Genomic DNA, 21,026 nt, shown 5'->3' with positions numbered 1-21,026 from the left:
TTTTGAAATTTGTATTTTCACTCTTATTTATTTTAATATCTTTTGCCGGTTTCGGGCAAAAATTAACTTTAAATGGTAAGGTTACTACTGGCGGGCAGCCGCTTGCATATGCAACTTTGCAGTTAAAAACAGCAGACAGTACTATCCTTTCTTATACAAACAGCAATACCAATGGGCTCTTCGTTTTAGAAGCGAATTTAGGCGGTGCGAAATTTATATACTTAATAGCCAGTTACATCGGTCTAAAAACCGATACACTAAAATTAGAATCGAGTACCTTTAACGGCAATGTAATTAGTCATAACTTCGAATTACTTGATGACCCAAAACAATTAGAGCAAATAAACATTAAGGCTGAAAAACCGACTGTAGCAATTCATAATGATACGACCAGTTTTAACGTAGCTAAATTAACAACCGCGGAGGATAAGAACATTGAAAGTGTGATCAGAAAAATGCCAGGCATGTCTGTAAGTAAAGATGGCACGATCACTTATAACCAACAAAAAATCACCAAGGTTTTATTAGAGGGGGACGATATGACGGGTGAGAATTATAAAACCATAACCCAAAATTTGAAACCCCAGCTTGTAGAACAGGTACAAGCAATAGAGAATTATATCGAAGATGACCTATTGAATGGAATAATAAGCTCTGATGAGGTTGTCTTAAATCTTAAATTAAAAAACAATAAAAGTATTTTAGGGAGTGCAGATCTGGCGGTTGGCATCAATAAAAGAAACGATGTGTCTGCCAATGTGGTTTCTCTATACAAAAGAATTAAGGCCTTCTCTTACATAAGCAATAACAATACGGGCAAATACCAGGAAGATTTGTTAAGCCTTAATAGTAAAACAGCATACAACAACTCAAACGGCAAGTTAATTAATCATGCTATAGGAGATACTAACCCATTCGACAACAATAACTTTCGTCTTAATAACACGCTTTCAGGAAGTCTTTCTGCTGTGAGCCATGCTAATAAAAACCTTAAACTTACATTCGGTGCTTATGCAATCCGCAATAAGCTTTCTGATGAACGATCTAACACGCAAATTTTCCTTGGCCCAGAACCTATAACTACCGAAGACCGGGAAACAAGGTCTTCTAACGACAAGAATTATCAAATAGAGTTGGGTGTACAACAAAGAATTGGCAGGGCTTCTCGCTTATCCTCTGCCATATCCTATACTTTTAAACCCTCAACTTACGCCTCTCTGGATACTTCCTTTTTTAATGCTGAAACTGAAAATCTGGTCAATCAAAGTCAGGAGGATAAGGTTAAATCCTTTAAGGGAGAAATAAGTTATGTTCAAAAAGCCAATGCATCTACTGCATTTGTGGCCACAATGACTACCCTTAACCAGAAAATTGAGCAAAGCTACGGATCAATTTCTGATCTATACAGTCAAATTCCTTTATTTAACGGTGCCAAAAATCTGCTTCAAAATGCTTCGAATACGCTAAATACAGTTACGGTTGATGCTCAACTACTAAAAAAATCGGGATACAACTATTTCTACTTAAATGGGGGAGGTAACATTAAACAAACACAAACCTTTACTAATCTTTATAGGGTAGATAATTTTAATCAAACCCTTCTTGGAGAAGATTTTCAAAATGATGTTGTTACGGATAGTCGGTTACTTTATCTAGCGGCGAAATATACTTTCGATAACAAAATTATCAAAGTGCAGGGTTTATTAAGGGGAAACATAAAACATATTAGTGTGTATGAGCAGGATAGCACCTACTTTTACTTACAGCCAGAACTCAACATCACTGCTAAATTAAGTGATTATCAGCAGCTGTCCTTAAATTACAAAATTCAGAATACCTCCACGGATGATTTTGATTATTACAAAAACAGTTTGGTAACAGATGTTAGGAATATCAATACAGGTTTAGATCGTATATATTACTTTAACAGCCATATCATACGGGCATACTATAACAACAGATCTTTTTCTGATAAATATTTTTCATTTCAGTTATCGGGCAATGCAAGCTATAGCGCATCAGGTTTTCTTACCGCTAATTATTTTGATAATACCTTGTTTTACACGCAACTGGATTTTTATAAGGGGATAAAAAAATTAGGAGGAAATGCTGTTTTTCAAAAATTTATCCCGGTTATTTCTACAGATTTCACCTTAAATTTTGGTCGATCCAAAACCAATTATTACGCATCAATTAGCAATCAAATAAATAATTATACTAATTTCAATAACGCATTTGATTTTAAGCTATCTACGGGCTTTAAATTTCCATTGAACTTTTCAGGACAATTTCAATATATCAAAGATGCCACTTATTTAGCCGATAATAGGATAAACAATAACATTGTCCGTAAATATTCTGCTGCTTCAAGGATTAAATTTGGCGGTGGTTTAACACAATTGGTTTCTTTTGACCTATATCAGCTTAACAAAACGAATTATCATATATTAAATTCGGAGCTCATATATCAGCCTAAAAACACACGCTTAAAATACAGCATTATAGGTAAAAACCTTTTTGATGTAAAAACACTAGTTAATAATTATGTCAGCAATGTTGTAAAATCTACTAGTAGTGCCTCGTTGTTGGGCAGGTACGTAATGTTTAATCTTTCATTGGCCATTGGCCAATAGTGTAGCAGTAATGTTCTATGATTTCGGTATTGCAGACTTCTATCCCTAGCTACTAGCCTAGAAAGTCTGGAGGATAGGTTTTCTGATTATATTTTAGGTCTATTTCTTTTAAAAATTCTCTTCGCTTGTCGTTTAATTCAGGAACTGGCAGAATCTGACCCGGCAATACAGGTACGCCTATTTCCTTAAATAGATTTTCCAGTCCTGCCGGTACCACCGTGCAGAGTAAGCGTGCATGGTTTTCAGAGATGTTTTTAAAACAGTGTACCGCCCCACCAAAGGGTATATTTACAAAGCCATCTTTACCAACAGTTTGCTTACCTGCTTCTGTTTTAAATTCCACTTCTCCTTCCAGAACGTGGAACATTTCCTGAGTTTCGGGATGGGAGTGGGGTGGTGGGCCTCCACCTGGAGGAACAGTCATTTCAATAACAGCATAGTTGCCATTGGTCTGATCTCCGGAGATTACAATTCTGTAATTGCCACCAGCTATCGCTAATGTTTCTCCTTCATCGCTACTGATAATCTTTACATTAGAATCCATATTATCTTCGATTTCCACTAAACATTTGATTAAAGTTAAAAAATGTTTTACGCACTACCAGGTGGCAATCAACTAAATTGAGGATACTTATCTCGACCGCTTTTTGTTCCCTTTGTTATACCACATTAAAAAGCCTGTGATGGGCATGCCGGCACAGATTAATGAAACAAAGAAAGCAAGTAGCTTGGTTGGGATGCCCGCATAGGCTCCGGTATGAATGTCGTAATTCATACTTCTGAATTTCTCACCACCCTTTACGTCCTGATCGCCGTACTTCATTAACAGTTTGCCGTTGTTACGGTCAAAATAATACCATTCGAACAGGTGTGTACGATTTTTGGCAAGCCGTACCTGAACATCCATTGGATCTGTATTCTTTTCGCGGAAGCGGATCGATAGTATATCTGCTTGAGGATGCAATTGGAAAAGATGAGTAATAGCGCTATCTGTTGACTGAGGATGGTAGGTCTCGTTGGGCGTAGATAATGGAATAATGCGCTTTTCAGCAGCTTTTCCGCCATTGGCCAGGAACTGAACAGACTGATCAGCCCAGGGAAAAGCGAAGACCAAACCTGTTACACAGATCAGAATCGCTGGAATCAGGATATAAAAGCCCGATACATTGTGTAAATCATAAATCCGTCGCTTTATTCCTACATTACGCTTAATTACAAACCCTTTTTTGAAGGCTTTTGTCTTCCATTTCCGAGGAAACCACAGAATCAGACCGCTCAACAATAAAACAAAAAAGCATAGCGCCGAAATTCCTGTTACCATGCCGCCAACTGAGTCACCCAATAGTAGGTTCATGTGCAGGTTCAACACCAGTTGAAAGAATTCATTTCGCGTGTCTTCCACGTATACTACTTTTCCATTGTAGGGGTTCACATAAACCCTGTAATAATATTTGTAGTAGTTCCAGTGTCCGATGGCTTTCTTATCCGTTAGCGATGCACGAAATATCCAGGTGTGGCCTTTAGCAGGATAGATCTCACTGCGGGTAATCTTAACATCCGGCCCAAGCGCTTTTTGCGCCTGATTGCGCAGCTCACTGAAATTTAAAAAGTTGCGATTCCCCTCAGCTTCTACATAATATCGCTTATGATAAAAGTATTCTTTTAGTTCATCCGAAAAGACATTTATACAACCAGTTATACTAACAATCAAAACAACCAGGCCTGTAATCAGACCAAGCCATTTATGCAGCCAGAAAAAGAGTTTCCGCAGCATTATTAAAAGTTATAAGAAAGATTCAGACTCATGGTTGCGCCGTTGCCACGTACATATTCTGCATCAATGGCGCGGTACTGGCTTACTACCGGGTAATATGAACTATTCAGCAAATTTTCTACACCTAGTCCGGCTGACCACTTACTGTTAAATCTGTAGCCGGCCGACAGGTTGAAAAGACTTACCGGTTTAACCGGACCTTCACTGTTGGCATACAAACCATTAGCGCGTACATCAAAACGATCACGACCCTCGGTATATACCCAATATAGTTTCACATCAAGCGAACTCAACGGACGGTAGCCCAGGTAAGCAGTTGCTTTAGGTGGCGCAATGCGTAAACCATTCATATATACTTTTGTGCCGCCTGTTTGTTCTGCTTTTCCTTCTACATAAGAGTAGCTGCCTCCCGCTGTCCATTTCTGACTAAAGTATACATCAGCCGAAATTTCGTAGCCATGGATTCTTTCCGGTTCGCGCTGAGGTACAAGGTATCCTCCAACATCAACAAGGTTAGCCCCCAATTTAGAAGTACTTATATAATAAGATGCGGTTAAATTAACAATGCCTAGCCTGCTGCTGAAACCCGCCTCGTAATTATTGGTAATAATAGGATCTGTGGCAATGCTTTCCAGCGTATTGCTGGTTGCACTTCTTAAGATACGACCCAGCTCGTTGATTGCAAAGCCTTGAGAGAAACTTACAAAAGGATTAAAGATATCATATTTGTTGTATCTTAAACCAGCATTGAAAGTAGTGCTATGATAAGGAATCTTACCCCCGGTAACAGCAATACTGCCTTCGCCGTTAGGCCCTCTGGCAATAGTGCTGAAATCCTGTACTTTAACACGGGCATTTTCATAACGAACTCCGGCTTTCAAAACAAAATTGGTCATTATGTCCATCTTCATCTGGGCATATGGTGCAAGATTAAGCATGTTCATGTCCGGAATGTATACCCTGCCATCGGTAAGAACCTGATTGGTTCTGTCGCTTAACAGATCGAGTCCGTAAGTCAGTTCTCCATCGCCAAAAGCGCCCATTTTCCATGGGGTGTTCAATGTTAGGCGAACACCTTTTTTGAACGACTGTATTTTGGTTTGTCCCGGGCCGTACCAGGCCGTTGCTTTCTCCACATATCTGTTCATAGATATAAAGCTATTGTAATAAGCCGAAACATCAAGAGAACTGGCTAAAGGCAGCGCATCATTATGATAGGAAACCAAGGCATTGTGGTTGTACGGTGTACCTGCGGCTTCTCCGGGATCATCTCCTTTTTTACCTACCGAAGGGTTTTCGCCGTATTTGCCCGTTACGTTGATGTAATCGCTGCTTTGTACACTTCTAAACAGGTTATATGAAGCAATAATTTCACTATGCTCATTTGGTTTGTACGCAAGTTTAACAAAGGTATTATAAAGTGAATTCTCACCAAGTCCATCAGGCTGGGCATTCACGTTCCCTTTAGCATCCTTTAACACCCCGGTATAATTATATGTGCCATTAACCACATAGGAAAACTTATTTATCGTTCCTGAAAAAGTTTGCGAAAATCGGTATCCCGTTGTGTTTGACGGATGTGCCAGGTTACCATTTAATCCCACACTGCTGGTACCGCTAAACGTTTTATCAGCAGTGGGTTTTTTTGTGATAAAGTTAATAATACCACCTGCAGATCCATTACCATAAATAGAAGTTGCACCCTTAATGACCTCAACACGTTCAATAGCTGCCGGGTCAAGTGTACGGATATCACGACTTCCGTTCATAAGTGGCGTAGATTGGGGAATACCGTCAATCAGTACCAATACCTGACGGCCACGTAGGGTCTGTCCTGAATTGGTGGCCTTATTACTGGAAGTTCCCAATCCCGGTACGGTATTTCCCAGGATGGCGGTAACTGAAGGATTAACGTTCAACTGTTCCTTTACATCCCTTGCGGTAAGAATGGTAACTGAGGAGGGAACATCTTTCAGGCTTTCTGGTTTTCTACCAGCAGTAACAACCACTTCAGAAAGGGCATTTCCTGTTTCAAGCACAAAAGAAACTTCGGTGGTGGTATCAGCAATAAGCGTTACCTCTTTGACTAAAGTCTGATAGCCGACCAGGCTGACACTAATGCGGTGAGCACCGGCAGATAGATCCTTGATCAGGAATCTGCCGAGTTTATCTGTCGGAATGCTTTTGCCGCCACTCACGGTAACAGTTGCATATTTCAGCGGTTGGCCCTCAGTGTCATTGACTATGCCTGATAGCGAAGCCTTTGAATTGCCGTTTTGCGCAAATGAGATAAAAGGGGTTGCAATAAGAAGCAAGACTGATAAAATCAGTAATAATTTATATGTTAATAAAGAAGATAAGTTTTCTGCATGCGTTTTGATTTGGGAATCTGGCATATAATTATTCGTGTAAAGATTAAAACTGCCGCAAAGGTATTCTTATTTAGATTTAATACAAACAGCTTTTAACGAAAAATCATTTTGTTTTGATTTTCTTTTTTTGGTCTGCTCCGGGGAATGGAATAATGAAAATATGAGTAACTTTAGTTATGCAGCTTTCTCCATTCAGAAAATTCTATACGATTTCGGCTTTACTAAGCCTTGTCGTTGTTAATAATGCTTGTTCACAAAGTGTGGAAACCAAGTATTTCAAAGATGTTACCTTAACTCAATTGCCCATAGATGCAGAAGCACATGCTTTGGATGTGGTTTTGGCTGATGTGAATAAAGATGGTCATTTGGATGCTATACTAGCGTTGGAAAATTTGCCTAACCGATTGTATATAAACGATGGTACAGGAAAATTTACCTGGAATAAAGGTGTTTTTGCAGAAAAATCGCACGATACAGAACACGTACGTGCAGGAGATTTTGATAAAGATGGGAATCTGGATGTCATCTTCGTTGCCGAAGATGATCAAAATCATGAGTTCTATTTAGGAAATGGAGATGGAACTTTTAGAAATGTGAGTGAGAGACTGCCTGCAAAAAGTGAAGCGAATGGACTGGATATTGGAGACGTAAACGGCGATGGTTTATTGGATGTTGTTGTTGGAAACACCGGACCTACACCTCAGAATTTCTTGTGGCTAAATAATCCGGATAAGCCTGGGCACTTTATTGATTATACAAAAGAAGGATTGCCTGCACTCAGATGGGAAACACAATCTGTTAAGCTGACTGATTTAAACGGCGATGGGCATCTGGATTTAATTGCAGGGAATGAGGTTCCTCCTAATCGTTTATTATTTAATGATGGAAAAGGACGTTTCACCCAACAAGCAGAAAAGCTGGAGCTTCTGGTTCCTTTGCATACAAGAGAAGTTTTAGTATTTGATGCAAATGGAGATAAACACCCCGATATTCTATTTCTTAACCTAACAAGCAATGGGGGTGCATTTGAGAAAGATCCTACTGCCCGTTTGCTGATTAATGATGGTAAAGGAAATTTTAAAGATGAAACGGCAAAAAGGATTCCAAAGCAGGAATACTCTACTTATGCAGGGGCAATTTTTGACTTCAACCATGATGGTCACCCAGACATTATCTTAAGCGCACTCAAGATTCCTCCTTTTCAGCCGATGCAGGTTCAGGCATTGCAAAATGATGGTAAAGGGAATTTTAAGTTAGTGACCAACGAGGTTATTCCGGAATCTACTGTAGGCAGAAGCTGGGGTATAGCTATTGGTGATGTAAACAAAGATGGTAAACCGGACCTTTTTATTGGTCAATGGGGAACGCAAGCCAGATTGCTCTTGGGGAAATAAGGGCAGAGGATCGGTCTGAAAATAGAACTAGTTGATTCTAATCAGAACCAAGATCACTTATGTTTTTTGATATTATCGTTTTATCAGCTTTTGATTTGGCTAGTTTTAAAGCATTTTGAAAATGGAACCGTGCCTTAGAGTTGTCAATTCCCGTATATAAATTACCCAGAAGAGCATGATATAAATGATTATCGTTCAGGTTTAGTTTCTCAGCCTCTATAATTGCTTCGTTCTTACCATTGGCTTTGGATAAGGCGTAGGTTCTGTTCAGTGCTGCAATTGGCGAGTATTCTAATTGAAGCAGCTTATTGTAAAGTTGCAAAATGCTTTCCCACTTTTCTGCCGTGTCTTGTTTATGGGTATGCCAATAGGCGATACCTGCTTCAAGATGGTACTTTGAAAGTTTATCCCCTACGGAGGCTTGATTTAAAAAGCATTCCCCCTGGGTGATGAGTTCTTCATTCCAAAGGTTCTCATTTTGATTCTGATAAAGGATAGTTTCCCCATTTACATTTACTCTTGCTTCAAAGCGGGATGCATGAAAGCACATTAGAGAAATTAGTGCATTTACTGCCGGTTTGTTTGTTGTTTTGTTTTCAAGTAGCAAATTAGTTAAACGCATGGCTTCCAGGCAAACCTCTTTTCTTAAGGTTACATCTTTTCCGGCCGAATAATAACCTTCATTAAAAAGAAGATATAAAGTTCTTAGAACCATTTCTAATCTGCCTTCAATTGAGCCCTGACTAGGAAATTCGATTTTAACCTGTTCCATCCTAAGTTTTTCTTTAGCCCGAAACAGTCGCTTGTTAATAACCTCTTTGTTGGTTAAAAAGGCATTTGCTATTTCATCAATTCCAAAACCACAGAGCACGCGGAGGGATAAACTTATCTGTGCTTCAGAAGAAATAGTAGGGTGGCAAACGGCAAACATCATTTGTAACTGGCAATCTGTAATGTTTTGTTCCGACAGATCAATTTCAAATTCCTGAATTTCGGAGCTATTGTTTTGGAGGTGCGGCGTAATCTTCTGATCAAACAGCGTATTCCTTTTCAAATAATCTTTAGCCTTGTTTTTTGCTACAGTATAGAGCCAGGCAACGGGGTTTTCTGGCAAACCTTTAATCCCCCAGGTTTCAGAAGCCATCAAAAAAGTATCGCTTGAAATATCCTCTGCAATTTCTATATGTTCCAGACCAAATATTTTAGTTAGTACAGCAGTTAATTTCCTGTATTCTGTTCTAAATAAATGCGGTATTAATTCTTCTGTTTGTTCCATAATAAAACTGATAGGTTAGATGCGCGAAAATGAAAAGCCTTTGCAAATTACAAAGGCTTTTCATTTTTTTAAACTAATCGTAGGATTATAGCTTACATAGGGTTAATTGCTCTAACCTCTACACTTCCGCCATTTTTAAAGATAGGGCAGCCTTTTGCCATTTCTGTAGCTTCTTCCAGTGATTCTGCTCTGACAAGAGTATAGCCTCCAATTGCTTCTTTAATCTCCATAAATGGGCCGTCGGTAATTACATTTCCTGGTTTTACAGTATTACCTTCGGATCCCAGGCGGTTACCTCGGTCAACCAGTTTGTTTTGTGCAGCAATACCGCCTATCCAATCCATCCATTTTTTAGTCTCGGCCTGCATTTCTTCAGGAGAACCTTTAGGTACAGCCTGATAATCATTTCTAAATACAAATAAGAACTCTTTCATTTTGCTTAAGTTTTAATGGTTAAAAACAGATGACGATTGTAATTTCTGAAATTGGACATCATCATGCAATTTCTTTATTTTTTAGGTAATCTTTTTGTGAATAATTCCATCTTTAGATAACTTAACATAAATTTAGTACAAAATGAAACTACTCCTGCCAGGAAGAACACAACCAAACAAATGAACCTAATATTATGACTAAAATTACAATTCCAAATTTAACAGATCGAAGATCATTTCTAAAGAAATCGGGTCTGGTACTTGTAGGAAGTGCCCTAGCTTATCAATCAGGCTTTGCTTCTCCATTGTTTTCTTCAGCAAAGTCTAAGCTTAAAGTAGGTCTAATAGGCTGCGGTGGTCGCGGTACAGGTGCTGCAGCGCAAGCATTGCAGGCAGATCCGGATGTTATAATTACAGCATTGGCTGATGTTTTTGAGGATAGATTGGAAGGCGCGTATGCGGCCCTTGTAGAAATTGGAGGTGATAGGGTTAAAGTAAACAAAAAGAATAAATTTATTGGGTTTGATGCTTATCAAAAGCTAATAGATTCTGGAGTAGATGTAGTTTTACTTACAACACCTCCAGCATTTAGACCTGACCATTTAACCGCTGCAATAAACGCAGATAAACATGTTTTTTGTGAAAAGCCCGTTGCGGTTGATGTGCCCGGGATACGTAAGGTTTTAGATGCGGCAAAAAAAGCCCGAGAGAAAAACCTTTCACTGGTGTCTGGTTTTTGTTTCCGTTACGACCTGCCAAGCAGGGCTACTTTCGGAAGGATTTTAAATGGAGATGTTGGCGACATCAGAACTGTTTCTACATTCAGGAATGGGGCAGGAAATTGGTCAAACCCTCGTCAGCCGGATTGGACTGATCTCACCTATAAAATGCGGAACTGGCATTACCACAGCTGGCTTTCGGGCGATTTTATAACAGAACAAGCTGTTCATAGCCTTGACCTGATGTCGTGGGCAATGGGTGGAAAAATGCCGGTTAGTGCGACAGGGACAGGTGGCAGACAAGTTCGTGTGGATGAAATCTTTGGTAATATATATGACCATTTTGCAATCGAGTATGAGTATGCTAGCGGAGTTAAGGGTTACCATTTTTGCAGACAGCAGGAGGGAACATCGCATCGCAACAGCGTAGACGTTTTAGGCTCAGATGGAAATGCAGTTATTAATGTTGGCAGCAAATACGAAATAACCGGGAAAAACAAATGGATTTATAACGGGGAGAAAAACAATATGTACCAAACCCAACATAATGAACTTTTTGCTGGTATAAGAAGTGGAAACCCAATAAACCAGGGAGAAGAAATGGCAAACAGCACTCTGTTGGCGATTTGGGGACGTATGGTTGCATATAGCGGCCAAACGCTGACATTAGAACAGGTCATGAAATCAACCGAAACGCTAGGCCCAAAAATAGAGGATTATCATTGGGATCTTAAATGGGAAGACCATCCGGTAGCTTTACCTGGTATCACCAAAGTAATTTAACCAACCTAAAACGATAGATATGAAAATATTAGCTGGGATAGGTATGGCCTTTCTGTTTCTTTTACTTTGCAAACCATCATTATACGCACAACCAAAATCTATTAAATTTGGGACTGAGTTTAAATTTGAGCAAACAACCAGTGGTGATAAAGCTAAGGGGCAGTCGATTAACTGGATAAATGTAAATACGGATCCTGATACCTGGAGGATAGATAAAGATCTGCTCATTTGCAAAGGCAAGCCCATTGGCGTTATGCGCTCAGAAAAGCTATATGAGAATTTTATACTTCAGGTAGAATGGAAGCACATGGAAGCTGGCGGAAATTCGGGAGTATTTGTATGGAGTGATGCAAAACCGGGAGTGGAAAATCGCCTGCCTGGTGGCGTAGAAGTGCAGATGCTTGAGCTTGACTGGGTAAACCAGAATATTACCAATGGCGAAAAGCCACCTATTGCATATGTTCATGGCGAACTTTTTGGGGTTGGGGGTGTACAAACAGTTCCGGATAATCCAAGGGGTGAACGCAGTAAATCTGTAGAGAATCGTTGCAAAGGAAAAGGCGAATGGAATAGTTATACAGTTGTTTGTGTGGATGGAACCATCAAATTATCGGTAAATGGCAAGTTTGTAAACGGGATAAGTAAATCAACCGTAAAGAAGGGATATCTGTGTTTAGAATCTGAGGGTGCTGAGATCCATTTTCGTAACTTAAAAATAACTGAATTATAATTGATATTGGGTTATAGTATTGAAAAAAAATCCCAATTTCGTAAGTTGAAAATGAAAAATTCAGATACTCAGGGTCCAAAACAGAAAACGAAGCAGGGTCAAAGCATTTTTAGTTTGCTTAAACCGTATTCAGGCCTGATTATGCTGCTCATCTTGTTTGCATTGCTCAGCAATGGTCTCAACCTTTGGATACCAAAACTTATTGGTAGCGGTATAGATGCATACAGTGCAGGCAAATTTTCATATAAAACCATTGCTACTGAGTTTATAGTTGTAGTGCTCATTATCTTTCTATTCAGTTTCCTGCAAAGTTTAATGCAAACCTATGCCTCAGAAAAGGTAGCAAGAGACTTAAGAACCCGGTTAGCCGATAAAATATCCAGACAAAGCTTTGCCTACATACAAACCACGAACCCATCCCGTTTACTTACTAATCTTACTTCCGATGTAGATTCTATAAAATTGTTTGTATCGCAGGCCATTGTTTCTATCGTATCCTCCTTGTTCATCATTATTGGTGCAAGTATCTTACTGCTTAGCATCAACTGGAAACTCGGCTTAATTGTCATGGCCATCATTCCAATTATTGGAGGTACGTTTTTTATTGTATTGGGTAAAGTACGGGTGCTATTCAAAAAAAGCAGGGAAGTAATAGACTGGTTAAATAAAGTAATTAATGAAAGTATCCTTGGGGCTATGTTAATTCGCGTAATTAATTCGCAGCAACTGGAATATGATAAGTTTTTTGAGGCGAGTAATAAGGCCAAAGATATTGGACTTTCAATTCTGAGGTTATTTGCCTGGCTAATCCCCATAATTGTATTTACAGCAAATATGGCGGGTTTAATGATTCTGGTTCTGGGTGGACATTATGTAATTAACGGCAGAATGAGCTTGGGTGATTTTGCTGCTTTTAACAGTTATCTGGCACTGCTAATTTTCCCGATTCTTATCATAGGTTTTATGAGTAATGTAATTGCTCAGGCTACTGCTTCATACGGCAGGATCAGCGAAATGCTGGAAAGACCAGATACTATTGAAACAGGTCAGCTGGCAGCTAATTTAACCGGAGCTATAGAAATGAAGGATGTAAATGTTAATTACGGTGAAAAGCCTGTATTAAAGCATATCGATTTCTCTGTACGACCAGGATCAAGGACTGCGGTAATTGGACCGACAGCAGCAGGTAAAACACAACTGCTCTATTTGCTTAGTGGTTTAATTAAGCCAGATAGCGGTGTATTAACATTCAACGGACATCAAATAGATGAATATAAAAGTGAATCTTTTTACCAAAAGTTAGGCTTTGTTTTTCAGGATAGTATCCTGTTCAATATGAGCATCCGCGAAAATATAACTTTTAGTGAAACGGTAACAGACGAATCTTTACAAAGGGCAATTGAAACCGCAGAACTAAAAGATTTTATGGAATCATTGCCGGAAGGGTTAAATACCAGCGTTTCCGAAAGGGGATTAAGTCTTTCAGGAGGACAAAAGCAACGGATTATGCTGGCACGTGCATTGGCAATAAATCCAAATGTATTGTTGCTTGATGACTTTACAGCAAGGGTAGATAATCAGACTGAAACCCGCATACTTGAAAATATTCAGCGCAATTACCCTAATTTAACGCTTATATCGGTAACTCAGAAAATAGCTGCGGTTGAGCATTATGAACAGATCATTTTGCTTATGCAGGGCGAAATACTGGCCGCAGGAACCCACAAAGAGCTTATGAATACGAGCCCTGAATACGTACAGATATTTAATTCACAAAAAAGCACAAGCAACTATGAATTATAATCTGAACAGTATAGCAGAGCAGGAGAAGAAAAGTTCATCCTGGACAGGACTTAAAAACCTGTTGAATCTGGTTGCGGAAGAGAGAAAGCGTATTTTTCTTTCCTTATCGGCAATTCTTGTTAGTGCATCACTTAACCTTCTTGGCCCGTTTTTAATAGGGTATACAATAGATCATTACGTGCAAACCGGAAAATATCATGGTGTTTTGGTATTTGCAGGGATTTTACTAGGCATGTATTCTATCGCTTTTGTAAGCAGTTATTTGCAAACGCAATGGATGGGAGGTGTAGCCCAGCGCGCCATCTTCAAATTAAGAAACGTAATCTTTAATAAAATCCAGCAATTACCGGTAGCCTTCTTTAATGAGAACAAAGCAGGTGATCTGATATCAAGGGTTAATAATGATACGGATAAATTGAGCCAATTCTTTTCTCAGGCCCTAATGCAGTTCATTAGTAGTATCATTACTATGATCGGTTCCGGGGTATTCTTATTATCTATCAATATAAAACTTGGGCTAGCTACCCTGGTACCAGCCTTAGTTATCCTGATTTTTACAAGAAGTGTTTCTCCCTGGGTAAGAAAAAGGAATGCGTTAAGTTTAAAAAGCTCTGGTGGGCTAAGCGCCGAAATACAGGAAAGCCTGAACAACTTTAAGGTGATAATTGCTTTTAACAGAAGAGATTATTTTAGAAAAAAGTTTGATGTAGCCAACCAGCATAATTATAAAACTGCTATGGGCACAGGAATGGCAAACAACATGTTCTTACCTGTATTCGGGTTGTTTTCCGCTTTAGCGCAATTAATTGTGCTGAGCTATGGGATTTATCTGATCTCTGAATCGGAGTTTAGTATAGGCTTGCTCGTAAGTTATTTGGCTTATTCTACTAACTTTTATAACCCATTAAGGCAATTGGCTGCTTTGTGGACAAGTTTCCAGGTCGCACTTGCGGGTTGGGATAGGATCTCCCGTATGTTATCTCTGGAAAGTAATCTGGATATGGTTAAGGGTAGTATTGGAACAGCCTCAGATTCGTTACTTGAATTCAGAAACGTTCATTTTGGATATACCACAAGTAATGAGATACTTCACAATGTGAATTTTAAGCTCGAAAAAGGAAAGACATATGCGCTGGTAGGTCCTACAGGTGGAGGTAAAACCACAACTGCATCCATTATGGCACGTTTGTACGATCCGGTTAGTGGAATGATTCTTTTAGACGGCAAAGACATCAAATCTTATACTCCTGAAGAACGGAGTAAGAAAATTGGATTTATACTTCAGGAACCGTTCTTATTTACAGGAACGGTTAGAGAAAATATCTTATACGGCAATGAACAGTATCATGAATATGATCAGGAAAGTTTCTTAGCAATAATTAAGGCCACTGGATTGGAAGGATTACTTTCAGTTTTTGATGATGGAGCAGAAACAAAGATTCTCTCTTCGGGTGATAGCTTAAGTCTGGGACAAAAACAATTGATCGCTTTTATGCGCGCTGTGCTAAGAAAGCCGGATCTGCTAATTCTTGATGAGGCGACAGCAAATATTGATACCATAACAGAAAAACTACTTGGCGAGATATTAGACAAATTGCCACAAGAGACTACTCTGGTAATTATTGCCCACCGTTTAAATACCATCGAGAATGCCGACGAAATCTTTTTTGTAAATAGTGGGGAGGTTACCAGGGCAGGGTCATTTCAGGAGGCTATGGATAAGCTTATCCATCACAAAAGAAAAAGCTAGTCTGGATATTGCTGGTAGCTCTACAGATTTTCTTCAAAGTCTGATTTTACTTTTATATCATATTCATACAGTGAAAAATCTGGTTGTAAATGATAAAAGGCGTAAGGGAAATATCTTCGATCTTGCTATTAACACTCTTAAGTTACAGCGGAGGGATATTTTTATGTCAGGCACAGCATAAAAAGGTAGATGATTACATTCAAAAAGCATTGACCATTAGTCCTTTGCTCAGAGATTTTAAGAATCAGCTGCTTTCTGATAAAATGGACAGTGCCATACTAAGAGCCGGATACAGGCCTCAGGTTACTGCCAGTTCTACAGGAAGTTATGCGCCTGTTATTAACGGTTATGGTTATGATAATGCGCTTAGTAATGGCAAAACATTCGATGCGCTGATCACTGCAAACCAGAATATTATCGGTAAAAGTAGACGAGATATTCAGTTAGAAGGAATTATATTACATTCTGATTCAATAAATGCGGCTTCAGAAATCTCCCGGCAAGACATTAAAAAATCTATCACCGAACAATACATAACAACCTATACGGATCAGCAACAAAGAGATTTTTATCTTGAAGTTTATCAGCTCCTGCAAAAAGAAGAAAAGGTGTTAAAAGTACTTGCCCAAAAGAGTGTATACAAACAAGCAGATTACCTTGCGTTTCTGGTTACCTTGCAGCAGCAGGAATTGCAGCTGAGCCAAACCAGCATACAGTTAAAGAATGATTTTGCGCGTTTAAATTATTTGAGTGGCATTATAGATACTAGTGTTACCGTATTGCAAGAACCCGTACTAACAGCCACACAGCTTACCGGATTAAGTAATAGTATTTTTATCAAAGGCTATAAAATAGATAGCTTAAAATTATTGAATGATAAAAAGCAGATTGATCTGAATTACAAACCGCAGGCAAGTGTTTATATAAATGGGGGCTACAATTCATCCTTCATCCTACAGCCATATAAAAATTTTGGAACAAGTGTAGGTTTTAGTGTTTCTGTGCCGGTTTATGATGGTGGTCAGCGTAAAATGAAGCATACACAGCTTCAAATACAGGAAAACACGAGGCAAGATTATCTGCAATTTTTTACCCGGCAGTATCAGCAGCAGGTTAATCAGCTTGTTCAACAACTACAAGGCACCCAGGAGCTGCAGGCTAAAATTACCAGGCAAATTAAATTCACTGAGGGCTTGATAAATGTAGACAGCAAATTGCTGCAAACAGGCGACATCACTATCGCAGATTATGTAATAGCCATAAATAATTACCTCAATACCCAATATATGCTTCGGCAGGTTAATATATCCAGGCTTCAGCTAATTAATCAACTAAACTATTGGAACAATTAGTAAACAAAAAGATGAGTAGTAAGCCATATTATACAGTGACATTGGGTTTAGCTTCAATTTGCTTAATTCTGAGTGCATGCAACTCAAGCGCTACATTGGATAATCGTGAGTTGGATAAAACACCCGATCCAAAAACTCCGGTAAGTGTTACCCAGATAAGCCATGCACCATTAAGCGATTATATTGAATTAAATGCAACGGCAACCTTTCAACAGAAAGGGATTATAAAGGCGAGCTCAAATGGCTATTTGCAAACTGTAAATGTAAAAAAAGGTGACTATGTAAAAGGAGGGCAACCATTATTTACGGTGATTACCAAAGAGGCCAGAAGCATAGGGAATGCCATTAATAGCCTTGATCCTAGTTTTAAGTTTACCGGCCTAACCCGAATTACGGCAAATACAGCTGGTTTTGTAGGAGAGGTAAGTCACCAAAAAGGCGATTATGTACAGGAAGGGGAGCAGTTGGCAGTAATCACTAACCTAAATAGTTTTGTTTTTCTTATGGATTTGCCTTATGAACTAACGGGAATCATTAAAAATCAAAAAGCATTACAAGTAACATTACCTGACGGACAAAAGTTAGCTGGCAAAATGGGCCGTTCCCTGCCTTTGGTCGATTCTGCATCGCAAACCCAAAGGGTCATCATTCAGGTAAAAACGCAACAGGTAATTCCAGAAGGGCTTATAGCTAAGGTGAAATTAGTCCGATCAGAATCGCTAAATCCAATTGCTTTGCCCAAAGAATCCATTCTTACTAACGAAACCCAGGATGAATTTTGGGTAATGAAGCTAATGAATGACACTACGGCGGTAAAAGTAAATATTCAGAAGGGGCTGGAAACAGGAAGTTATGTTGAAATAAAATCCCCCTTATTTAAACCTAATGACAGGTTCATTCTTACTGGTAATTACGGTTTACCCGATACGGCTAAAATTATGATCAACCACAAATGAAGAATTTCTTTCTGACTCATAAAAACCCAATTATAATAATTCTGACCATAATTATGTTTGGTGGTGTTATTGCTTATGAGAACCTAAAGACTTCACTTTTTCCGGAGATCACATTTCCTAAAATAAAGATAATTGCTGATGCGGGCCTTCAGCCTGTTGACAGAATGATGGTAACAGTTACCAGACCGCTTGAAAACGCAGTTAAGCAAGTACCCGGACTAAAGTTGGTAAGAAGTACTACAAGTAGAGGGAGCTGCGAAATATCTGCGTTTATGAACTGGAATACGGATATTGACTTGAGCCAGCAACGCATAGAATCCAGAATCAATCAGATCAGGAACGCACTGCCTCCTGATATCAACATATCGGTTGAAAAAATGAACCCTTCCATATTACCGGTAATGGGTTATACACTCGAAAGTCATAGTAAGTATCCAATTGAACTTCGTCAAATAGCCATTTATACCATCAAACCTTTCCTTTCTCAGGTTGAGGGAGTGGCGGAAGTGCGTGTGAGCGGCGGAAAGGCTAAGGAGTACTGGGTTGAACTGGATAAAAATAAAATGAGTTCGCTCAACCTCACTCCTCAGCAGGTAAATACTGCTTTAAGTCAAACCAATTTCATCCGCTCAAACGGATATCTTTCAGATTATAAACTATTGTACTTAACCATTACAGATGCAGCTGTAACAACCATGTCGGATTTGGAAGATGTTGTTGTTAGCAATAACGGACATAGAGCTATCCAAATTAAAGATATCGCCAGGGTAAGCATACAAGAAGGGGTAGAGTATACCAAAATCAATGCAAATGGTCATGATGCTGTATTGATTGCGGTTATTAAACAGCCCGAGGCCAATCTGATTACCCTTACTCAGGAGATGGAGAAAAAAATTAAGCTTTTACAAAGCATTTTACCTCCTGGAGTAGGCATCAAGCCTTATTACATACAGGCCGATTTTGTTAACGATTCTGTGAAAAGTGTAGCCGATAGCCTTTGGATAGGCTTAGGCCTTGCAATTATTGTTGCAATCATCTTTTTGAGGTCATTAAGAGCCAGCAGTACTATTCTTATTACCATTCCGCTAACGCTTTGTCTAACGGTAATTGTATTATATAGCATTGGTTATACCCTAAATATAATGACTCTTGGGGCTATTGCTGCCGCAATAGGTTTAATTATAGATGATGCAATTGTAGTAGTGGAGCAAATTCATCGAACTCATGAGGAATATCCGGAGCTGGAAAGCGATGATCTGGTTCATAAAGCAATCCGATATCTTTTTCAGGCGATGCTGGGCTCATCACTTAGTACTATAGTTATTTTTATTCCTTTCTTACTGATGACAGGAGTAGCTGGTGCCTATTTCAAAGTGATGACCAACACCATGATCATTGCTTTGATTTGTTCTTTTTTTGTTACCTGGATCTGTTTGCCTGTAGTATACCTGCTTTTAGGTAAACAGGTAAAACCTTCGGGAAGAAAACAAACCCAAGTCCATACTGTGAAAAATCAGGCATGGGTAATGTGGTTTATCAAAAAACCGATGTTCAGTTTTGCGGCAATAGTGGTACTTATTCTAGTTATTATATTCATACTGCCAAAACTCCAAACAGGATTTCTACCTGAGATGGATGAAGGTAGTATTGTACTCGATTACAAATCTCCGCCGGGAACCTCTCTTCAGGAAACCGACAGGATGTTGAAAGAAGTAGAGCAGATCATTATAAAAATTCCTGATGTAGAAACTTATTCCAGAAGAACAGGTACTCAAATGGGCTTCTTTATAACGGAGCCTAATAATGGAGACTACCTTATTCAGCTTAAAAAAGAACGCAGCAGAACAACTCAAGAGGTGATAAGCGAAATCCGTAATAAGATAACTGCTAGCCAACCCTCTCTCGAAATAGATTTCGGACAGGTAATTGGCGACATGCTTGGCGATCTTATGAGTTCAACCCAGCCCGTAGAAATTAAAATCTTTGGAGACAATCACTCAAAGCTTACGACCCTTTCTAAAGCTGTTGCTGCTATTGTCTCTGAGGTTAAGGGTGCTGCGGATGTATTTGATGGCGTTATCATAGCCGGGCCCTCTATTGATGTGAGGCCCATTTATAGCCAGCTTGCGCAATACGGTATCAGTGTAGCCGATTTTCAGTATCAATTGCAAATGGCTTTAGAAGGAAATCCTGCTGGCGCTGTTCTCGAAAAAGAACAACTCTCAACCATCAGGCTTATTTATCCAAACAGCAGAAAATATAATGTAGAAGGAATTAAATCAATGCAGATATTCTTGCCCGATGGTAAGTTGGTACCAATCACTAATCTGGCAATTATCGATATAAATGCCGGAGAAGCAGAGGTTGAACGGGAGAATCTGCAGGCAATGGGTGTAGTAACGGCCCGTCTTGAAAACAGGGATCTTGGAACCACAATTCAGGATATCCGGCAGCAGGTTTCAAACAGTATTCATTTGCCTGCCGGTTATCATATCGAATATGGTGGCGCTTATGCAGAGCAACAGCAATCTTTTAAAGAACTCCTTGTGATCCTGGTTTCCTCAAGCTTGCTTGTATTTGCCGTTATTTTATTTCTGTTTAAAGATTTTAAAATTGCTACTGTTATATTATTTATAGCTGTCTTGGGTATTTCAGGTAGTTATTTGGCATTGTTTTTAACTCATACGGCCCTAAACGTGGGGAGCTATACAGGCCTGATTATGATCATAGGTATAATAGGCGAAAATGCAATTTTTACCTTCCTGCAGTTTAAAGAGTCCTGTAGGGAAAATAAAGTTCAGGATGCCATTGTTTATGCCATTTCAACGCGATTACGTCCAAAATTAATGACGGCTCTCGGAGCTATAATTGCACTGATGCCTCTTGCATTGGGTATTGGAGCCGGGGCGCAACTCCATCAGCCATTGGCAATAGCTGTTATTGGTGGTTTTATTGTTGCTATGCCCTTACTGCTTATCGTTTTGCCCAGCATGATAAACTTACTCTATAAAGACCATAAACTGCCTTATTAATTTACTACATTTAATTTT

General features: G+C 39.2%; 14 protein-coding genes. 9 read left to right on the top strand and 5 right to left on the bottom strand.

Going from position 1 to position 21,026, the window contains the following annotated elements:
• Positions 1 to 2 precede the first annotated feature (2 nt).
• Positions 3 to 2,633: a peptidase associated/transthyretin-like domain-containing protein gene (locus tag HQN86_RS08985; RefSeq protein WP_172660667.1), complete on the top strand. Its 2,631-nt coding sequence runs from the start codon at positions 3 to 5 to the stop codon at positions 2,631 to 2,633.
• Positions 2,634 to 2,685: 52 nt separating this feature from the next.
• On the opposite strand, the gene HQN86_RS08980 is transcribed toward HQN86_RS08985, so the two are convergent.
• The 3 genes from HQN86_RS08980 to HQN86_RS08970 all read right to left on the bottom strand — a co-directional run bounded on the left by HQN86_RS08980 (position 2,686) and on the right by HQN86_RS08970 (position 6,803).
• Entirely contained in the window at positions 2,686 to 3,195 is a 510-nt protein-coding gene (locus HQN86_RS08980; protein ID WP_288880706.1) for a cupin domain-containing protein, read from the bottom strand.
• 69 nt (positions 3,196 to 3,264) lie between these two features.
• Positions 3,265 to 4,407: a PepSY-associated TM helix domain-containing protein gene (locus HQN86_RS08975; RefSeq protein WP_172660666.1), complete on the bottom strand. Its 1,143-nt coding sequence runs from the start codon at positions 4,405 to 4,407 to the stop codon at positions 3,265 to 3,267.
• A gap of 2 nt (positions 4,408 to 4,409) precedes the next feature.
• A complete protein-coding gene (locus tag HQN86_RS08970) occupies positions 4,410 to 6,803 on the bottom strand; it encodes a TonB-dependent receptor (RefSeq protein ID WP_172660665.1) in 2,394 nt (797 codons plus the stop codon).
• Positions 6,804 to 6,955: 152 nt separating this feature from the next.
• Here HQN86_RS08970 and HQN86_RS08965 point away from each other — a divergent pair, with 152 nt between their 5' ends.
• The gene (locus tag HQN86_RS08965; protein WP_172660664.1) at positions 6,956 to 8,173 is read left to right on the top strand and encodes an FG-GAP repeat domain-containing protein; all 1,218 of its coding nucleotides are present in this window, start codon (positions 6,956 to 6,958) and stop codon (positions 8,171 to 8,173) included.
• 37 nt (positions 8,174 to 8,210) lie between these two features.
• Here the strand turns inward: HQN86_RS08965 and HQN86_RS08960 are convergent, their stop codons facing one another.
• Complete coding sequence (locus tag HQN86_RS08960) at positions 8,211 to 9,449, bottom strand: RNA polymerase sigma factor (protein WP_172660663.1); 1,239 nt, start codon at positions 9,447 to 9,449, stop codon at positions 8,211 to 8,213.
• Between the two features lie 92 nt (positions 9,450 to 9,541).
• Positions 9,542 to 9,883, bottom strand: a complete 342-nt coding sequence (locus HQN86_RS08955; RefSeq protein WP_172660662.1) for a YciI family protein — start codon at positions 9,881 to 9,883, stop codon at positions 9,542 to 9,544.
• A 194-nt stretch (positions 9,884 to 10,077) separates the two neighbouring features.
• On the opposite strand from HQN86_RS08955, the gene HQN86_RS08950 reads away from it, so the two are divergent.
• The 7 genes from HQN86_RS08950 (at position 10,078) to HQN86_RS08920 (ending at position 21,008) form a co-directional block, all read left to right on the top strand.
• On the top strand, positions 10,078 to 11,385 hold the full coding sequence (locus HQN86_RS08950) for a Gfo/Idh/MocA family protein (protein ID WP_172660661.1): 1,308 nt from the start codon (positions 10,078 to 10,080) through the stop codon (positions 11,383 to 11,385).
• Positions 11,386 to 11,404: 19 nt separating this feature from the next.
• Positions 11,405 to 12,115, top strand: coding sequence for a 3-keto-disaccharide hydrolase (locus HQN86_RS08945; protein WP_246269522.1), 711 nt, complete (start codon positions 11,405 to 11,407; stop codon positions 12,113 to 12,115).
• A 51-nt stretch (positions 12,116 to 12,166) separates the two neighbouring features.
• Entirely contained in the window at positions 12,167 to 13,918 is a 1,752-nt protein-coding gene (locus tag HQN86_RS08940; protein ID WP_172660660.1) for an ABC transporter ATP-binding protein, read from the top strand.
• Complete coding sequence (locus HQN86_RS08935) at positions 13,908 to 15,668, top strand: ABC transporter ATP-binding protein (protein WP_172660659.1); 1,761 nt, start codon at positions 13,908 to 13,910, stop codon at positions 15,666 to 15,668. The genes HQN86_RS08940 and HQN86_RS08935 overlap by 11 nt, the downstream gene beginning before the upstream one ends.
• Positions 15,669 to 15,757: 89 nt before the next feature.
• Positions 15,758 to 17,020, top strand: coding sequence for a TolC family protein (locus tag HQN86_RS08930; protein WP_172660658.1), 1,263 nt, complete (start codon positions 15,758 to 15,760; stop codon positions 17,018 to 17,020).
• Positions 17,008 to 17,976 (top strand): efflux RND transporter periplasmic adaptor subunit, encoded by a 969-nt coding sequence (locus HQN86_RS08925; protein ID WP_172660657.1) that lies wholly within the window; start codon positions 17,008 to 17,010, stop codon positions 17,974 to 17,976. The genes HQN86_RS08930 and HQN86_RS08925 overlap by 13 nt, the downstream gene beginning before the upstream one ends.
• Complete coding sequence (locus tag HQN86_RS08920) at positions 17,973 to 21,008, top strand: efflux RND transporter permease subunit (protein WP_172660656.1); 3,036 nt, start codon at positions 17,973 to 17,975, stop codon at positions 21,006 to 21,008. Before HQN86_RS08925 ends, HQN86_RS08920 begins: the two co-directional genes overlap by 4 nt.
• The last annotated feature ends 18 nt before the right edge of the window (positions 21,009 to 21,026 follow it).

The sequence above is a fragment of the Pedobacter panaciterrae genome, assembly GCF_013204795.1.
In the GTDB taxonomy this organism is placed as follows: Bacteria; Bacteroidota; Bacteroidia; order Sphingobacteriales; family Sphingobacteriaceae; genus Pedobacter; species Pedobacter panaciterrae.
This window is presented reverse-complemented; position numbering and strand designations above follow the sequence as displayed.